At 46.3% G+C, this 1,135-nt stretch carries 1 protein-coding gene and 1 pseudogene; both read right to left on the bottom strand.

What is annotated here, in order from left to right; all coding sequences use genetic code 11:
* Window positions 1–572 (bottom strand): annotated as a pseudogene (locus R7P35_RS25615) (molecular chaperone); the annotation flags it as partial.
* A gap of 85 nt (window positions 573–657) precedes the next feature.
* The coding region (locus R7P35_RS25610; protein ID WP_318093232.1) for a hypothetical protein at window positions 658–1,135 on the bottom strand (478 nt) is incomplete at its 5' end.

Below are 1,135 nucleotides of genomic sequence, written 5' to 3'. Positions count from 1 at the left end.
TGAAATTCGAGAGTTCGAAAACCGGCACGCTTGGCGGCGCGAAGTAGAATGGTTTCCGCTTGAATGTTCGCCCTTTCTCCACCCCGCCCCTGAAAGTTGATTGTGCGACCAATCACCGCATCCGTAATGCTTTGCTGAGCATGGTTTTCTGCCTGAGCTTTGATGTTGTCCATCATGGCGCAAACCAGATCTTCAAAGAAGCTCAGCTGAACATCACGCAAGCCAGATGCACCAAGAAACGACTTTGGTGACTTCACGTAATAGATATCGCGTGGATCTTCTAAATAGCGGTTCAACGCTGCCTGACCAAACGCGATGTCTTCTGGCTCCAGCTCGATACTCTCTTCTCGGTTCAAGTTGATTGCGCGGCGCAGTACCTGCTCTCCAACTTGATCAAACGGTTTGATGTCACGGTGACGAAACAAATGCTCAGACACAGACTCACGAGTCGGAGCTGCAAGGGTGGAAGGAATGAACGGGCTATCCCCTTCAAGATTTAACAAAACAGGCTCGCCTGATTCCATTTTTGCCACTGAACAGTTTGCAGTGCCATAGTCAAAGCCAATATACATGAGTCCTCCCACTGACGAAAAAAAGGTCGGCAATGCTAACTCAATGGCACATGAATTACTACTCAAACGGTAGAGCGATTCTCGCTTATTCGCTTTCGGACGTTTCTTTTTTCATGGCAGGTAACACGACGGCTAACAATAACGCTAATAAAAGAAAAGCAGGCGTGAGTTTCAATCCTTGCCAAATTGAGTACGTGTCGTGAAACAGCCAAAAAATTCCTATCGTTAACAAGTAAGCAAAATAGCTGCTGAACACTAAACTCATGGCGACAAAACGCGTGCGATTGATGATGAGGATTCGCACTAAATATTGGCTGAGTAAACTCGCGCAGTGCATCGCCAATTGCCAGTTAATGATAAAAAAAGCCAGAGAAACAAATCCAGCTACCAGCATGGCGTCGTGCGTACTAACAATAAAGTAGCTGCCGAAACGGCTCATCATAACAGGATAATTGCCTTCGTAGACGATGGACCAAGAGATCGCATTCGCCACTGCAATATAATTGGCAAAATAGGCAATAGCATAGAAAGTCGTGCGGGAACTAAAAGGTTGAAATACGTCC

Origin of the sequence: Vibrio sp. Vb0304, from assembly GCF_033338995.1 — a bacterium.
Lineage (GTDB): Bacteria > Pseudomonadota > Gammaproteobacteria > Enterobacterales > Vibrionaceae > Vibrio > Vibrio alginolyticus.
The sequence above is the reverse complement of the archived record's forward strand: the minus strand, read 5'-3'. Positions and strand labels throughout refer to the sequence as shown.